Annotated in this window: 18 protein-coding genes and 1 tRNA gene; 18 read left to right on the top strand and 1 reads right to left on the bottom strand. The window is 61.0% G+C overall.

Annotation, left to right across the window (positions count from 1 at the left end; translation table 11 throughout):
• Window positions 1–12 precede the first annotated feature (12 nt).
• From E0E41_RS06155 to E0E41_RS06075, 18 genes are all read left to right on the top strand, one after another.
• Entirely contained in the window at window positions 13–420 is a 408-nt protein-coding gene (locus E0E41_RS06155) for a hypothetical protein (RefSeq protein WP_130869184.1), read from the top strand.
• A 149-nt stretch (window positions 421–569) separates the two neighbouring features.
• Entirely contained in the window at window positions 570–2,624 is a 2,055-nt protein-coding gene (locus tag E0E41_RS06150; RefSeq protein ID WP_130869183.1) for a tape measure protein, read from the top strand.
• Window positions 2,621–3,391, top strand: coding sequence for a LysM peptidoglycan-binding domain-containing protein (locus tag E0E41_RS06145; RefSeq protein ID WP_130869182.1), 771 nt, complete (start codon window positions 2,621–2,623; stop codon window positions 3,389–3,391). The genes E0E41_RS06150 and E0E41_RS06145 overlap by 4 nt, the downstream gene beginning before the upstream one ends.
• 4 nt (window positions 3,392–3,395) lie before the next feature.
• The gene (locus E0E41_RS06140) at window positions 3,396–4,373 is read left to right on the top strand and encodes an XkdQ/YqbQ family protein (RefSeq protein ID WP_130869181.1); all 978 of its coding nucleotides are present in this window, start codon (window positions 3,396–3,398) and stop codon (window positions 4,371–4,373) included.
• The gene (locus tag E0E41_RS06135; RefSeq protein ID WP_130869180.1) at window positions 4,373–4,675 is read left to right on the top strand and encodes a hypothetical protein; all 303 of its coding nucleotides are present in this window, start codon (window positions 4,373–4,375) and stop codon (window positions 4,673–4,675) included. The genes E0E41_RS06140 and E0E41_RS06135 overlap by 1 nt, the downstream gene beginning before the upstream one ends.
• Complete coding sequence (locus tag E0E41_RS06130) at window positions 4,672–5,088, top strand: DUF2634 domain-containing protein (protein WP_130869179.1); 417 nt, start codon at window positions 4,672–4,674, stop codon at window positions 5,086–5,088. The genes E0E41_RS06135 and E0E41_RS06130 overlap by 4 nt, the downstream gene beginning before the upstream one ends.
• Window positions 5,081–6,178: a baseplate J/gp47 family protein gene (locus E0E41_RS06125; protein WP_130869178.1), complete on the top strand. Its 1,098-nt coding sequence runs from the start codon at window positions 5,081–5,083 to the stop codon at window positions 6,176–6,178. The genes E0E41_RS06130 and E0E41_RS06125 overlap by 8 nt, the downstream gene beginning before the upstream one ends.
• Entirely contained in the window at window positions 6,178–6,807 is a 630-nt protein-coding gene (locus tag E0E41_RS06120) for a putative phage tail protein (RefSeq protein ID WP_130869177.1), read from the top strand. Before E0E41_RS06125 ends, E0E41_RS06120 begins: the two co-directional genes overlap by 1 nt.
• A 4-nt stretch (window positions 6,808–6,811) precedes the next feature.
• Window positions 6,812–8,650, top strand: a complete 1,839-nt coding sequence (locus E0E41_RS06115) for a hypothetical protein (protein WP_130869176.1) — start codon at window positions 6,812–6,814, stop codon at window positions 8,648–8,650.
• 6 nt (window positions 8,651–8,656) lie between these two features.
• Window positions 8,657–9,184: a hypothetical protein gene (locus E0E41_RS06110; protein WP_130869175.1), complete on the top strand. Its 528-nt coding sequence runs from the start codon at window positions 8,657–8,659 to the stop codon at window positions 9,182–9,184.
• Window positions 9,184–9,933: a hypothetical protein gene (locus E0E41_RS06105; protein WP_130869174.1), complete on the top strand. Its 750-nt coding sequence runs from the start codon at window positions 9,184–9,186 to the stop codon at window positions 9,931–9,933. The genes E0E41_RS06110 and E0E41_RS06105 overlap by 1 nt, the downstream gene beginning before the upstream one ends.
• Complete coding sequence (uppS, locus tag E0E41_RS06100) at window positions 9,930–10,589, top strand: polyprenyl diphosphate synthase (RefSeq protein ID WP_130869173.1); 660 nt, start codon at window positions 9,930–9,932, stop codon at window positions 10,587–10,589. The genes E0E41_RS06105 and uppS overlap by 4 nt, the downstream gene beginning before the upstream one ends.
• Window positions 10,589–11,464 carry a hypothetical protein gene (locus E0E41_RS06095; RefSeq protein WP_130869172.1) on the top strand — a complete coding sequence of 292 codons (876 nt, stop codon included), beginning with the start codon at window positions 10,589–10,591 and terminating at the stop codon, window positions 11,462–11,464. The genes uppS and E0E41_RS06095 overlap by 1 nt, the downstream gene beginning before the upstream one ends.
• A 3-nt stretch (window positions 11,465–11,467) precedes the next feature.
• The gene (locus tag E0E41_RS06090; protein WP_130869171.1) at window positions 11,468–12,040 is read left to right on the top strand and encodes a hypothetical protein; all 573 of its coding nucleotides are present in this window, start codon (window positions 11,468–11,470) and stop codon (window positions 12,038–12,040) included.
• Window positions 12,037–12,282: a DUF5658 family protein gene (locus E0E41_RS19240; protein ID WP_368019882.1), complete on the top strand. Its 246-nt coding sequence runs from the start codon at window positions 12,037–12,039 to the stop codon at window positions 12,280–12,282. Before E0E41_RS06090 ends, E0E41_RS19240 begins: the two co-directional genes overlap by 4 nt.
• A gap of 5 nt (window positions 12,283–12,287) precedes the next feature.
• Window positions 12,288–13,301: a hypothetical protein gene (locus tag E0E41_RS06085; RefSeq protein ID WP_130869170.1), complete on the top strand. Its 1,014-nt coding sequence runs from the start codon at window positions 12,288–12,290 to the stop codon at window positions 13,299–13,301.
• A gap of 41 nt (window positions 13,302–13,342) precedes the next feature.
• The gene (locus E0E41_RS06080) at window positions 13,343–14,794 is read left to right on the top strand and encodes an N-acetylmuramoyl-L-alanine amidase (protein WP_130869169.1); all 1,452 of its coding nucleotides are present in this window, start codon (window positions 13,343–13,345) and stop codon (window positions 14,792–14,794) included.
• 10 nt (window positions 14,795–14,804) lie between these two features.
• Window positions 14,805–15,317, top strand: a complete 513-nt coding sequence (locus E0E41_RS06075; RefSeq protein ID WP_207303199.1) for a phage holin family protein — start codon at window positions 14,805–14,807, stop codon at window positions 15,315–15,317.
• A gap of 148 nt (window positions 15,318–15,465) precedes the next feature.
• On the opposite strand, the gene E0E41_RS06070 is transcribed toward E0E41_RS06075, so the two are convergent.
• Window positions 15,466–15,541 (bottom strand) — tRNA-Lys (locus tag E0E41_RS06070).
• Window positions 15,542–15,543: the final 2 nt, after the last annotated feature.

Genomic DNA, 15,543 nt, shown 5'->3' with positions numbered 1-15,543 from the left:
GGAGGATTTCCGATGGACAAGGAAAAGAGCGCCGTGCGGGCGCTGCTGGACATTCAGGTGGGGGAGCCGGAGACGCAGCAGGTCATGGTCCCCCGGCTGGGCCTGACGATCACCCTCCGGGAGCTGTCCTACAACAAGCTGGAGCAGCTGCGGGGCATCGAGGACGCCAATATCAATTACCTGCTGGCCTCGGTGGTGGATCCCAACTTCCGGGATCCGGCCTGGTACCGGGATCACATGGGCAGGCCCACTCCGGTGGACGCCATCAAGGATTTGTTCCGGGGCGGTGAGATCCGGGCCCTCGTCCGCCGCTGCGACCTGCTCAACGGCTACGGTCCGGGCGCTGTGATCTCCATGGATCAGGAGGACCTGCAGGACGCCGCCATCGGAGCGGCCATGGAGGACCTGGAAAAAAACTGACCCATGACACGGATCTGGCGGCGGCTCAGCTGCTGCTGATCCGCCACGGCATCTTCCCCGGCGACTACTTCCGCCGCAGTCCCGGGGAGCGGGCCGTGATCTGTGCCATGCTGCTCGACCATAACAGGCGGAGAGAGGAGGGAACCTAAATGCCCGCAGATGCCAGCATCGCCATGAGCGTGCAGGACAACTTGTCCGCAGCTATCGTAGCCATGAAGAGCTCTGTGACCAATTTTCGGTCGGATGTCAAGTACTTACAGGAGGAGCTGGACCGTCTCAATGCCACCCGGGTGCAGATGCGCGTGGATCTGACCGGGGCGAAACGGGAGGCCCAGCAGGCACAGAAAGCCTTTGAGTCTCTGGGAGATGCCGCCACCGAAGCGGAGCGGCAGGCGGCCGAGGCGGACTGGAAGAAGGCGGAGGAGAACCTGGAAAACATCCGCCAGCAGTATGACCTGGTAGGCCGGCAGGTGCGCCAGACCACCAGAGACATGGAAAAAGCCACCGGAGCTATCAGCCGGGCGGAAAACCGGGCGGGCGGCTCCGGAAGGATGGGGATGCTCTCCGCTCTGGGCCAGGCCGGGCTGTACGATATGCTGGGAGAGGCCGCAGGACAGTGGGCCAACACCCTGGTCAGCTCCGGCCTGGGCAGCGATATGGGCTCCCTGTTCTCCAGCGCCCTCAGCGGCGCCGGCAGCGGAGCGGCTATCGGAACAATGATTTTGCCCGGCATCGGCACTGCCGTGGGCGCGGCCGCCGGCGCCGGGATCGGGCTGCTCACCGGCGCCAGCCAGGTCTACGAACAGCGGGATGAGGCATTCAAGTCCTACGTGCAGGAGGCGACCCAGGGACAACTGGATGAGATGTCCGAATCCATCACCTCCGGCAGCGCCACCGCCGCCCAGCGGGAGCTGGACGCCATCGCCTTCAACCAGCTGCTGGGGAAGGGCGTGGGAGATACCTACCTGGAGGACCTGCGCACCATGGCGGCCGACACCCCCATGGAGTATGGTGACCTGACCCAGATGAGCCGGTCCCTGGCCACCGGGTTCGGGGACGATCCAGACCGGATGCTGGAGCTGCTGGAGGGCCTCGGCAACGCGGGCAGCGCCGTGGGCACCGACGCCTCAGGTATGACCTACATGGCCCAGGTGATGAGCCGGATGCAGTCAAGCGACATGTTTAGTCGAGAGGACATGAATGCATTCCAGGATCGAGGTATCAACGTCCTGGAGATGCTGTCCGAGGCCCTGGATAAGACCCAGGGGGACATCTACGAGATGATTTCCAAGGGCAGTATTGGGGGCCAGGAGGCGGTTGATATCATCCAGAAGGGCCTGGACCAGTACGCCGGGGCAATGGACCAGATGTCCCAGACATATTCCGGCCTGACTTCCACCCTGGCTGACGCCCAGACTGAGATGGACAACGCTTACGGCCAGGGCTACAACGAGACCCGGAAGCAGGGCATCCAGGCGGAGATTGACTACCTCAGCGGAGAGAGCGGCGCCATGATCCAGGAGGCCAATCGGGCAATGGGCGCCTGGCAGGCCGAGCTGGAGAACAGCAAGGAGCAGTACATCCGGGACGCCATGGATGCTGTCATCAACTCCGACGAGTACAAAGCTGCCATTGAGAGCGGCACCGACGAGGGCATGGCCGAGGCTGGCCGTATGCTGATGGAGGCCAAGGTGGCAGGTATGAACGAGTACAACGCATCCGAGGGTGCCCAGCTGGTCCTGGAGTCCGAGATGGCCCTGGCCACCGGTATCCGGGAGGACGCATCTTCCAACCAGGCCTATTGGGACGCAGGTTACCGAAAAAGCCAGGAGTACAGCAAGGGCCTTGCCGCCGGCCTGCTTGAGCTGGTTGGCACCGGCACGACCTCCTCCGGCCGCAGCAATTATCATAACCGTGGCTATGACAGGGACGAAACCCCCACTACCGGCCGTAGCAACTACCATGACCGGGGCTATGCCTACGGTCTGGCCAGGGTGCCCTATGACGGATATGCCGCCGTTCTCCACCAGGGAGAGCGGGTGCTCACCGCCCGGGAGGCCCGGGAGGACGACCGGAGCAGAACGCCTATCCAGATCACCATTACCGGCAACAGCTTCGGTGCCGGGGTAAGCGCGGAGGAGATCGCCCAGCGGCTGGCCGATGCGCTGGAGGTCAAGCTGGCGGCGGGGAGGGTGAAAACATGAGACGGATCATGTCGTTCCTGGAGGAGGGGGCGGGAAAGGAGCTGGTGCTGCCGGTGACCCCCGCCTCCTACACCTGGGAGCACGCCAACCGGGTGGAGACCATCCAGCTGGACCGGTTGGGGGAGATCAACCTCCCCGGCGGCGCGCTGATGGGCAGCTGCACCCTGTCCGACGTGCTGCTCCCCGCCCGGCTCTATTCTTTTTGCAATCCGGGCGCGGTGGCCAACCCATACATCTATCTGGAACAGCTGGAGCGGTGGAGCGACGCCGGCACGGTGGTACGCTGGCTGGTGTCCGGCACGCCTACCAACGCCCAGGTGCTGCTGGAGAGTATCTCCTACGGCGAGCGGGACGGCACCAACGACCTCTATGCCACCCTCATCCTGAGACAGTACCGCAAGCCGGAGACCCCGGTGCTGGCGGTGTCCGGCGGGGGTGCGGAGACCGCCAGAAGCACCGCCACCGGCGCCGCCGTAACCCGCACCTACACCATCCGGGCGGGGGACACCCTGTGGGGGATCGCTCAGAAATATTACGGCAGCGGCTCCTATGCCGCCAGGCTGGCGGCGGCCAACAGCGGGGTCATCAAAAATCCCAATCTCATCTATCCGGGCCAGACCATCACCATCCCGCCGGTGGATGACCTGCCGGCGGCCATGGCGGCCAGCGCCAGCGTGGCGGTGGCCAACCGGACCACGACGGCCTATGATCCGGACGCCGCCCGGTGGAAGATGCAGCTGGTCAAAGAGCAGGCGGCCATGAGGTGAGACTATGGACTATGACCTGATTCTGACGGCCCCGGGAGGCGCTACCGACCGGGACACGACACAGCTGATCAAGGAGCTCAGCTGGAGCGGAAGCGTGGACCAGACGGCCCGGGAGCTGTCCGCATCTATGGCGGTGCCCAGGGACGGCAGTGTGGAGCCACCCGCCCTGGAGGAGGGGGCGGTGCTGACCCTGCGGCTGGACGGCGAGACCCGATTTACCGGGCCGCTGCTTACGGCCACCGCCACCTCCCAGGATGCGCTGGTGGATCTGTCCGCCTTGGACCGGGGGCGGTACCTGGTGGGCAACGAGGGGTGGTATAAGTTCACCGGCGCGACCCCAGAGGAGGCGGTGGCCGCCATAGCCCGGGACTACGGTATCCCGGTGGCCCGGCTGGCGTCCACCGGGGTGCCGGTAAGCCGGAAGTTTGCCGGAGTGGCTCTGGACAAGATCATCCGTACCCTGTACGCCAAGGCGGGGGAGCGGACCGGGAAACGTTACCTGGTCCGCTTCACCGGGGACGGGCAGCTGGAGGTGGTGGAGCGGCCCACCTCCGCCTCCATCACCATTGCCTCCACCATGGGGGTGACCAACACCTGGGACATCACCGACTTGCAGAACGCGGTGGCCATCCGCAGCGACACCGGCGCCCTGGTGCGCCGGGTTGAGGACAGCGCTTCCACCGCCCTCAACGGCCGCCTGGAGCACGTGATTATCCAGCGGGACGGGGAGGACGCCCAGGAGGAGGCAAAGGCCTGGCTGGCCGCTCACGGCCTTCAGCAGCGGCTCACCGTGGAGACTTTGGGAGATCCCCGGCTCATCGCCGGGGAGGCGGTGATCTTGCGGGATACCGGCAGCGGGGTGTCCGGCCTCTTCTGGATCGATGCCGACACCCACACCTGGAAGAACAAGCAGTATTTCTGCAAGGTCACCCTGAATTTCCGCAATCTGCTGGACGACACCAACGCGGGGAGTGAGATCTGATGCGTACCTTTGAGGAAAACATGGGCCGGATTGCCGAGAGCATGGGGCGGGCCGCCGGGCTGGTGGGTAGCCCCTCCGCATTTTTCATCGGTACGGTGATGGAGGCCGGGCGGGGCAGACTGCGGGTCAGCTGCGGCGGCCTCCAGCTGGAGCCGGAGGACCTGTACCTGGCGGTGGGCCTGGACTACAAATGGCAGGAGGACCACGGGGAGCTCAACCTGCTGCGGAAGGGCGACCGGGTGGTGCTGCTGAGTCAGGACGGCCAGGACTATTATCTCATAGCGAGGATGGTGAGAGCATGAGCCTGTTTCCCCTGTTTCCCACGCCCGGGAGCGGGCGGACGGAGCAGCTGCCCCTGTACACAGACGTGGCTATGGACTACGACGCCGGCACGCCCCGGTGGGAGAGCGGCAATCCCGTGACCGTCACCGGCCTGGAGGCGGTGAAAAGCTGGGCCTGGCGGGCTGTGGCCACCGCCCGGTACCGCTGGAGCGCCTTTGACTGGTCCTATGGCTGCGAGCTGGAGAGCCTGGTGGGTCAGCCTTACCAGGCGGAGACCAAGCGCAGCGAGGCGGTGCGCTACGTCCAGGATGCCCTGCTGGTGTCCCCGTACATCACCGCCTGCTCGGTGTCCAATGTGACCTTTGACGGCTCCACCCTCCACATGGAGGTGGAGTTTTCCAGCATCTACGGCAAGGAGGAGTTCTATGTTTGACGATCGCACCCAGGCGCAGATCAAGGCGGAGCTGCTGGGGGAGATCTCCCCGGACACCGGCCTGTCCGCCATGGCCGGGAGCTACGCCGACGCCACCATCGGTCCTGTGGCCGGGCAGATCAGCCAGGTCTACAAGGCCCTGCCCGCCGTCACGTCCATGCTGTTTATTGATGAAACCTCCGGCGGATACATCGACCTGGTGGGAGAGACCTATTTCAACATCACCCGCCGCCCGGGCACCCGGGCGGTGTGTGACATTACCCTGACGGGGGACCCGGGCACCGTGATCCCGCAGGGCGCCGTCTTCTTGACCGCCACCGGCCTGCGGTTTGCCCTGGAGGCTGCGATGACCATCCCGGCGGAGGGCACCGCTGTCGGCCGCCTGGAGGCGGCGGAGGAGGGTGCGGCGTACAACATTTTGGCCGGGGCCATCACCAGTATGTACGTCAATGTACCCGGCCTCGCCTCCTACGTCAACGGGGAGGCCTCCGGCGGCACCGACACGGAAAGCGACGCCGCCCTGTGCCAGCGCATCGCCGAGCGCCGCCAGAAGCCCATCAACGGGGCAAACGGCTGGCAGTACCGGGCCTGGGCCATGGAGATCCCCGGCGTGGGGGAGGCCAAGGTGGTGGAGCTGGCCAACGGGCCGGACACGGTGAAGGTCTACCTGGTGGACAGCAACATGGAGCCTGCCGCCGGGGAGATCGTGGAGGAGGTCCAGGAGCTGCTGGACGCTCAGCGGCCTGTGGGCGCTGCCCCGGAGGCCGCCGCCCCGGAGACGCTTGAGATCTCCGTGACGGCCACGGTGGTGCTCCGCTCCGCCGTATCGGCCGAGACGGTGCGCACGGAGATGGAGGCCCGGCTGCGGGAGTATCTGGCCGGCCTGGTGAAGCAGAACTACGCGCAGATTTACTATACCCCAGAGGAGGACAGACCGTACACACTGATCTATAACCGGCTGCTGGCTCTGCTGCTCACCATCGACGGGGTGGAGGATGCCACCAGCCTCACCGTCAACGGCGGAGCGGAGGACATCCAGGTGTCGGCCGGGCAGGCGCCGGTGCTGGGGAGCGTGGAGGTGACGGTCTGATGGAGCAGATCGACCTGATGGCCCAGCTGCCGGAGCTGTACAGATTCCTGCCCTTTGCCGAGCTCCAGCGGGTGCTGGGGCTGGCGGTGGCCCGGCTGCGGCAGGATGTAGAGTTTACCATGGCCCAGCTGTGGCCCCAGACGGCCTCCGGATGGGGGCTGGAGCTGTGGGAGACCGCCTATGGCATCCCGGTGGAGCCGGACAAGACGGACGCTGCCCGGCGCACCCGCGTCCTGTCCAAGCTGAGAGGGCAGGGGACGCCCACGGCGGAGCTGATCCGCTCCGTCGTGCTGGCGTTTGTGGATGGCACGGTGGAGATTGTGGAGGATCATGGGGCCTATTCCTTTTTGATCCGCATCGTCCCGGATTCCGGCCTGCCGCCGGATGTGGACGCCATCCGGGCCGCCGTCAACGAGATCAAGCCCGCCCACCTGGGCATGGCCCTGCTGGTGCTGCTGATGCTCCGCCGGGAGCATCGGCTCTACACCGGCTTCGCGGTGCGGCTGGGGCGGAGTCTGACTGTGGACTGTGAGATCCCGCCCGCGCTGGATGTGACCTACCTAGTGGACGAGAACGGGGACCTGCTGGCCGATGAGGCCGGCAACCGCATCATAGACGAGGAGGATTGAAACCATGGCATTGAAACTGACGCCCAGCGGGATGGATCTGCTGCTGCGCACCATCGCCGGGGAGGCGACCATTGAGTTTGCGGCCATACAACTGGGCAACGGGGCGGACGCCGGGGAGAGCGCCGCCGCCCTGTCCAATCCGCTGCTGACGGCGGAGATCTCCAAGTATGAGATCGGCGACATCTTTGTCACACTGACCTATGTGTTTTCCAACGGGGAGGTGGAGGCCGGGTTCCGGGCCACGGAGCTGGGGGTGTTGGCAAAAGACCCGGACGCCCCGGAGCGTACCCTGCTCTACGCCTATGAGTACACCCAGGAGAGTCAGGCCGACTACATTCCGGCCAGCGCGGATAAGGTCTTGGAGACCCAAATGGATGTGCTGGTCTACATCGGGGATGCCCAGAACGTCACCGCCTCCATCTCCGAGAGCCTGGTTTATGTCAGCAAAGCAGAGTTTGATGATTTTGTTGCCCGGCGGGACAACCCGCACCAGGTGAGCAAGGAGCAGGTGGGTCTGGGCAACGTCCCCAACGTGTCCACCAACGACCAGACGCCCACCTATACAACGCCTGCCACCACGGCAGCTCTGTCCAGCGGAGAGAAACTGAGTACCGCCATGGGCAAGATCGCCCGGGCGGTGGTGACTCTCATCTCGCACCTGGCCGACCGGAGCAACCCCCACAAGGTGACGGCAGCTCAGACGGGTGCCGCTGCGGCCAGCCACAAGCACACGGCCACGGATATTACCTCCGGTACCCTGGGCGTTGCCCGTGGCGGGACGGGGGTGAGCAGCTACGAGGCGCTGCGGAACAAGCTGGGGGTGAACTGCAAAGCGGAGAGGCTCCAGACAGGGGCGCTTACCAATCTGGGCAATTATTGGATGGCTGCGTGGTGCCGCATGAATGGGATATATGTTGTCCTTGCGTGCGAAAAAGGCGCTATGGCAGACCAGGCCATATTCTGCACCTCGGAAGACGGCCTCAGGTGGACGGTAGGGTACCATGGGGCTGATGACTATCTCGGGATTGCGTGCGGAAATGGGATATTCTTGGCGGTCGGAATAAATAAAATTGCGTATTCCACGGATGGGAAAGTATGGTCCGAAATCGAAAATGAATCTGGTGTATACGGATCGCGAGGATACCTGACATATGGAAAGGGCTTGTTTGTCAGCTTCCCTGGCGGGAACGCGGCCTCGTCCGGGTATCTGCATTTCTGGACATCAAAAGACGGGGTGGCCTGGACGCAGCACAATACGCCGGTTCTCCAGGCGGGGGATGGATACCTTGGTGTATCATACGGGAACGGGAAATTTGTTGCAGTAACCTACAAAGGATATGTATCCGTTTCTGATGATGGCGTATCATGGACTGCGCTGCAAAAGCGGCTCGATTTTGTGGATGCAGATAACACAAAAGGGCTTGAACTTATCTATTCGAAAGTCCTGAAAAAATGGCTTTGCTGTGTACAGTCAAGCGCTGTGGGTATGCCAGCTTATATCCAGGTCGCGGTATCGAATTATGATCCGAGCCAGTCCTGGACAGTCCAGAAATTTGAGGATATATCCATATCCGGACCCAATGAGCAGATTATGACGGACGGAAATGCTCTTGTGCTGAAGGTGTCCGGTAATCAGCTGTTGGTGACTAATGATGGGTTTACCTGGTCCCTGGTGGATGTGCCTGATGTTGTATCGGCTTCCTTGATTATTTCCGGGGAAGGGAGGTTTCTGGCTGTGTCGGAGGACCTGGTGATGACATCCATAGACGGGCAGCTCTGGAAAACGGATTTTTTTCGCATCCTGGATTTCAGCGGAAACGAATACGGCATATTAGGGAGGTGAGCAGGCATGGCGACGACGAAACTGGGCGAAAAGCCCATTGTGGAGGAAATCGGTGACGGTGATCATTTCATCATGGAGATTAACGGAAACATCCGGAGGTTTCCGGCGGCGGCCATATCTCCATCTGTCCCGGTCATAGACCTGGTGTCTCATGGCGTGATCCTGAGTGCTGCGAGTGCTTCGGAAATGATACCGGAATCGGTCGGAGAGCAGATCAAAGCGGCGGCTATGGCAGGCGGAGCCATAATAAAAATTGTATTTTTAGCCGATGGGATTCCGCTTCCCGTGCAGGGATACTTTTCCGGGGCGGCAATTGAGATGGCGAATACCTATCAACTTTCTGGCCGATTCTATCTTAACGGCGGTATAAGCGTTTTCTTGAGCCTTAAGAATTCGATGACCTATTTATCATTGGAAATGGTCCCTGATCCCGACCCGTTGCCGGAGCCTAATGTGGACGGCGACTTTTTAAGGGCGCGGGATGGGGCCTGGGTATCAGAGGCGGTTCCTGCAGCTGAGGAGGCGAGTTTCTGATGGCTGAGTATATGATCAAGGACACCACCCTGACGGCCATTGCAAATTCTATCCGTGGTAAGACTGGCGGAAGCGCCCCTATTCCTGTCCCCGAGATGGCGGAGGCAATCTCTGACATACAGTCTGGGGAATTTGTGGTTGGCCTGCCTGTCGAATTTGATCTGGAGGGCTGGGACCCGGACGTCCAAGGGACCACCTACGAGCTGGTGTGCACCGGGTACAAGATCGGGGACGGCGGGCTCCAGATCGGCCTGATGCCGGATTCACCGGCCGTCAACACCCAGGCGGTGGTGGCGGCGGCGCTGAGCATCGTGGATACCGCCGTCACGGAGCCGAACCAGGAGAAAAAGACAGCGGGATCTGTCACGGTTACCATTAATGCCGTCAATGCCCCTGACCGTGATCTGACCATTGCGCTGTTCGGCCTGGAGGCGTGTGAGCCTGTGCCGGTTACGGAGGCAGCCATCACGGGGCTGACGCCGCCGGCGGCGGGTGCGGCGCCAGTGATGGAGATCGACAACGAGCAGTACTCCGGGTCGGTGGCGTGGGCCCCGGAGATCAGCGGCGGGGCGTTTGCCGCCAGCACGGCCTACACCGCCACTATCACCCTGACGGCCAAAGTGGGCTACACCATGCAGGGTGTGACGGCCAATTTGTTTACGGCCGCCGGGGCGTCCGGCGTCAGCAATGCCGCAGACAGCGGCGTGGTGACGGCGGTGTTCCCGGCCACCGGGGAGGTGACTGTATGAACGTGCTGAAGCACGTGGCCGTCATCGCGGATGGCAACGGCCGGTGGGCGGAGCGCAGGGGGCTGGAGCGCTCCGCCGGCCATGAGCAGGGCCTGAACAAGGTGGAGGACATGATGCACTGGTGTGTGGACCTTAGAATCCCGACGCTGTCTGTCTATTGTTTCAGCTGGGAGAACTGGGCGCGTCCGAAGGCTGAGGTGGACAGCCTCTTTGCCATGGCAAACCACTACTTCGAGCGGTGGCCGGAGTTTGCGGAGAACAACATCCGGGTGGTCATCTCAGGCACCAGACAGCGGGTGCCTGCTGAGAGCCTGGCAAAGATGGATACCATCCAGCGGGAGACAGCCCACTGCACCGGCCTGACCCTTAATCTGTGCTGTAACTACTCCGGCCGCATGGAGATCGCGGACGCGGTGGCCCGTGGGGCCAGGACGGAGGAGGAGATCACGGCGGCCCTGTATCAGGACCTCCCGGAGCCGGATCTGATTGTCAGGACCGGCGGGTACCAGCGGTTGTCCAACTTCCTGCTGTGGCAGTCGGCCTACGCCGAGCTTTACTTCACCGAGACTTTGTTCCCTGACCTCTCCCTGGGGGAGTTCAAGCACGCGATTAAGCGCTACGAGACAACGGCGCGCAAGCATGGGGGGGTGGTCTGATGCCGTACACTTCGGGGCAGTACAAATACCTCCTGTTCCGGCGGCTCCAGCGGAGCTTTTCCATGCAAAATCCAATGGAACGAGCGTACACCCAGGCGTTTTTCTGGTCCCTGTTCGCGGGCGTGACGGTGACGGAGGCGGCCTACAACAACTTTGTGTCCATGATGGATGAGCAGTTGGACTACATTGGGAAAAAGGGGATATACCTCTGCGAGGATATTCCCACCAAGGATGTGGAGGATGGCTCCCTGCTGCTGATCGACGCTTTCGCTGAGATCGGGATCGAACTGTCGATTTCAGAAGGTGGAAGCGGCTATCAGGCCGTTTTCAAAAAGCCGGACGGCGAGACCCTGACGTACACGGTTTCTCTGCTCGGGACCAACTATTTTTTGATCAATGCCAGAGCTGGAATGACACTGCCCTATGCCCGGGCATCGTCTGCGGCTTATAACCTGGAGGACATGACGGTGGAGGACGGGGACAGCCTGAACCCGAAAATCGCCGGGCCCGGGACCTGGTGGAGCTATGCGGCGGAGACCCAGACAATGACCATCACAGGGACGGGGGCCTACGCCGGGGCCACAGTGGACCATCAGCTGGGCAGCGGTGCGTTTACCACCCTGATCGTAGGTGCGGAAGTTTCAAGGCTGCTGGAGTGCTGCATGATGAGCAGCGAGACCGCCCTTGTGCTGCTGACTCCGGCGGACGGGCAAATTACCCTTGATCCCAAGTTTAATGCCAAATACGGCAGCTGTGGGGACACGGATGTCCCGCTGGACGTGTACACGGACTGCGCGGCGGCGCGGACGATCTTGAGCGGGGCGGAGTTTGCGGAGACCATCACGCTGCACCCGCTGTCAGACTGGGAGGGGTGAGCAATGGAATATAAACTGCTGGACGCACCGGCGGCGTTTGCCGAGATCGCCCGGATGGAGGCGGCGGGCGAGGAGGGAGTTGTGGTAAACATTGCCGAGCGTCTGTGGGCAGGATGTGCCCCGGACGATGCCTATCGGGAGGAGGTGCGCAAGGCCCACGACATCCTGATTTTCCATAGCGGATACCGGCCCGGCATGGTGGATCTGGTTTTCCCTGGAGATCTGTGCATCTGTGTGATGGAGCGGCGTCACAGTTTCCCTGGGGATGGGATATTGAAGGCTGCGCAGCAGCATTTGAACCGGCGTGGTATTTCGGCAGTGGCATACGGCAGCGACTTTCTTGTGCGCGGAGACGACGGGAATGTTTATAAAGCCGGAAGCTACGGTATCGTGCGGGCCGGAGAACTCTGGGAGACGACGGTTCACATTTCCATCCACGCAGACATGGAGCTTCTTCGCAAGTTCCGACAGGAACAGACTGAAATGGAGCGGATAGGGCTAAGAGTGTACGGTGTTGCAGCAGAAGATGTGCTCAACGATATTTTGGGTGCAGATAACACGTTGGGGGAGTTATGAGAGCGCTTGTTTCGCTTAACTTACTTGACTTATGCTTCACGCTCTACGCTCTGTCCCTCGGATATTCAGAGGCCAACCCGATCATGCAAGATCCTACGGTCATGGTAATCTACAAATTAACCATTATACCGATACTGGCTTGGATCCTGCAACGGCTGAATGCCCGTCGGGCGCTGGCATCGCTTGCATTGGTGTACGGGATCGTCAACCTGTGGCATATCTATGGGCTGTTTTTGAGGTGATAAAAATGAAAACAATTACAGCATCTCCGGGCATCGTTCTCTCTTTGGGACGGGAAGGAGAAAATGCGGTACGGCAAGTTATTTTTGACATTACAGACTGGCATAGCGAGTTTGGCGCGGATGGCACCGTTGCGCTGCTCGCCCAGCGGCCTGGGGAGACTGAACCATATCCCGTTGATATCGTGGTCTCCGGGTCCGCGGTGACGTGGCTTGTGTCGGCTGCGGATACGGCAAAGCCAGGCATTTACGGACAGGCCGAGCTGCAATACCGCATTGGCGACGTTGTGGTAAAATCAGCCATCTGGCGCACGTTTATCGCTGACTCCCTGGGCGGCCCATCTCCCGAACCGCCTGAGCCGCAGCAGGCATGGGTGGATCAGGTGATGGACGCGGCTCAAACCGTAGAAACCGCTGTGGTTAACGGGCCGAAAATCCAGGACGGCAACTGGTGGGTGTGGGACTTTGAGAGCGAGCGGTATGTAGACACCGGTGTAGCCGCATCAAACAGTTACACTTTGCCCACCGCCACATCGGTTGCGCTGGGTGGCGTAAAAGCAGGCCCAGCCCAGGCCGGAGACACACAGCCCGTCAGGATTGGAAAAAACGGGATGCTCTACACCGCAGGAGCTAAAAATCCAGTCCACATCAACCTTGCTTCCTATGGCGCACCTGTTGTGCTCGCTGTGCTTTCAATGATCGAATCCGGCATCAAAGAGTATGCACTGCCGCTCCCAGATGCGCCGGAGATTTTGGCGCTTATAGCTCAAAACCCAGATAACGCCTTTTTTGACATGACTCTTCCGTCGGCTTCATCAATGACATACTCTGCTGCAGTTTCCGGGTACACTTTAGGCCCGGATTCTAGCACGATTGTATGGGCCGATGCAAAAATAGCGATTTATCTAGACAATCAGGCCGGAATTACAGGGTGGATAGGGGGATATTTAGGCATTCTTCCGGCACAGCCAGACGCTGCAAACCTGTTAATTCGGCTCACGGATGTCCCGGGGAGCGGCTAATTGCCATATGCTTAAAGATATTTAGCTGGTGAGGTGACATTATGAAGAAAATCGCATCTATCCCTCTGACTCGTATCGAGCGGCTGTCCATTGTGGTGACCAATTGCCGCACGACGCTGGATCAGGTCAAAGCGGAGACCGGCGCAGACCATATTTTGAACGGCGGCATGTGGAACGGTGACGGAACACCCTGCCGGGGATTGAAGGCAGACGGCAAGCTGCTGTCCGCCACCCCTTGGGGAGATCTGGCGGGCTATGGCTGGAACACGCCGCTGGATCTCGCGCAGACCACAGCCTGGCAGGAATTTGATAATTACATATGCACGTCGCCGCTGATCGTGGACGGGGTGCCGCTGAAGGATATCCCGTATGACAGAGCACAGGGCGGAGCCCGGCCCAGGAGCGCCATGGGCATCGTGGGCAGCTCACTGCTGCTGTACTGCACCAATTCCGCTATGACGCCGGAGCAGCTCCGGGACGAGCTGGCCGACCGGGGATGCGGCTCGGCCATGATGCTGGACAGCGGCACCTCCAGCCAGTGCGACTTTGACGGAGATCAGATCCAGGGAGGAAAGCGGCCCCACAACTGGATCTGTGTGTGGGTAAAAAAAGAGGCGGCACCTGAGCCGCCGGAAAGTGAGGAAAGTATGGGAAAATATCGCGTGACGCCGTCCATCGGCCTGAATATCCGCAGCGGCCCTGGGACAAGCCACGACAAGGCGGGGGCCTATTCCTGCGGCACTGTGGTGGAGATCCTGACTGTTCAGGACGGCTGGGGGCAGACCGACAAGGGATGGGTGTCTATGGAACATCTGGAGCCTGTGGAGGCCATCCAGCGGGTCACGGATACCGGCATAGCCATCCAGGTGGACTACATCCCCAAGGGCCGGAAAAACCGGCCCGGCGGGACGAATCCGGATGACGCGATCACCATCCATGAGACAGGCAACGACGCCAAGGGCGCGGATGCCGCCGCCCATGCGGCCTGGCTCAAGAGTGACGATGCGGCCGGGAAGTACATCAGCTACCACTTTACCGTTGACGATCACTCCATTGTCCAGCACCTGCCGGACAGCGAGCCTGCCTATCATGCCGGGGATGGCGACAATGGCCCCGGAAACACCACCAGCATCGGGATCGAGATCTGCGTCAATGAGGACGGGGACTTTGAGCGGGCCAAGGCAAACGCGGCATCTCTGGTGCGCCTGCTGATGGCGGAGCATGGCATCCCGCTGGACAAGGTGGTGCAGCACAACCACTGGAACGGCAAGGACTGCCCCAAGACCATCCGGGCCACCCCAGGCGGCTGGGAGGCGATTCTGGACCTGTGCGATGGCTGCGATCCGGAGCAGACGGAGCTGGAGACTGCCGTGGATACCCTGGCCGCTGCCGGTATCCTAACCGCTGTGGATTACTGGAAGGGAGACGCCTACTCCAGCAGCAACGTTCATGCTCTGATCAAGAGCATGGCCGCCTATGTGCGGGGAAAGTGAGGGAATGGGTATGGAAAACATCTTTGCCGCGTTTGCGGATAAGGCTAACCTGATATGGGGAGCTGTCCTGACGGGGCTCTCCTACGCCTTTGGCACACACTGGCCTCTGTTTGCATTTTTCTTTGCACTGAATGTTGTGGATTACATCTATGGAATCCTCAAGGCTAGAGCCACAGGAACCATGTCCAGCGCAAAGGGGGCAAAAGGCGTTATCAAAAAGGTATCCTACTGGGTACTCGTTGCTTTGGCTTTCGGCGTTTCATCTGTGTTTAATGATGTTGGGATCGTGCTGGGTTTGGATCTGTCGTTCCTTCAGCTTATCGGTTGGTTTGTTCTGGCTATTTACATTATCAATGAGCTTACCAGCATTGTGGAGAATATGGTGGCGCTCGGCGTTGACGTGCCAGCCGTCCTCATTAAAGGCCTGGCCGCCGCCAAAACCGCAGTTGATGAAGGGGGAAACAAAGTGGTTCCGGATTCCCTGGATGGCAATGCAGAAAAAAGTGAATCAGACGATCAATAGCCGTGTGTAAATCCGTGTGCATTTTCTAACTGTATAGCGCACTTTTTGAAGGTCACCAAATGCATTTTTTACGCACACAGTATAGCTGTAAACCACTGGGATATAAAGAAAAAGCCCTGTATCCGTTGAGGATACAGGGCTTTGTTATTGGTGACCCGTCGGGGATTCGAACCCCGGACCCACTGCTTAAAAGGCAGTTGCTCTGCCGACTGAGCTAACGAGTCAT

Source organism: Intestinimonas massiliensis (ex Afouda et al. 2020) (assembly GCF_900626285.1).
In the GTDB taxonomy this organism is placed as follows: Bacteria; Bacillota; Clostridia; order Oscillospirales; family Oscillospiraceae; genus Flavonifractor; species Flavonifractor massiliensis_A.
This window is presented reverse-complemented; position numbering and strand designations above follow the sequence as displayed.